Here is a 246-nt window from a genome sequence, read left to right on the forward strand (position 1 = left end):
GGCGGAGCCCCGTTCCTCGATCGCGGCGGCAAGGCGCGCCGCAACCTCGTCCGCCAGGGTGGCGGCGAGGGCTGCGGCATTCCGGAAATCATGCAGGTTTGCGCTCATCGAGATCAGCCTTCATGCCAGGTGCGGCCGTCGCGCTCGATGAGAGCGATCGCCTGGCTCGGGCCCCAGGTTCCGGCGGTATAACCCTGCACCTGCTGGCCGGTTTCTTCCCAGCCTCTCAGGATCGGATCGACCCAG

The 246-nt window shown here is 67.9% G+C and carries 1 protein-coding gene; it reads right to left on the bottom strand.

Annotation, left to right across the window (positions count from 1 at the left end):
* Nucleotides 1-113: 113 nt before the first annotated feature.
* Nucleotides 114-246 (bottom strand): hypothetical protein (locus KVS69_RS21305; protein ID WP_217540043.1); only part of this gene is annotated, 133 nt, incomplete at its 5' end.

This window comes from Stenotrophomonas sp. GbtcB23, assembly GCF_019091045.1.
Classification (GTDB): Bacteria; Pseudomonadota; Gammaproteobacteria; order Xanthomonadales; family Xanthomonadaceae; genus Stenotrophomonas; species Stenotrophomonas rhizophila_A.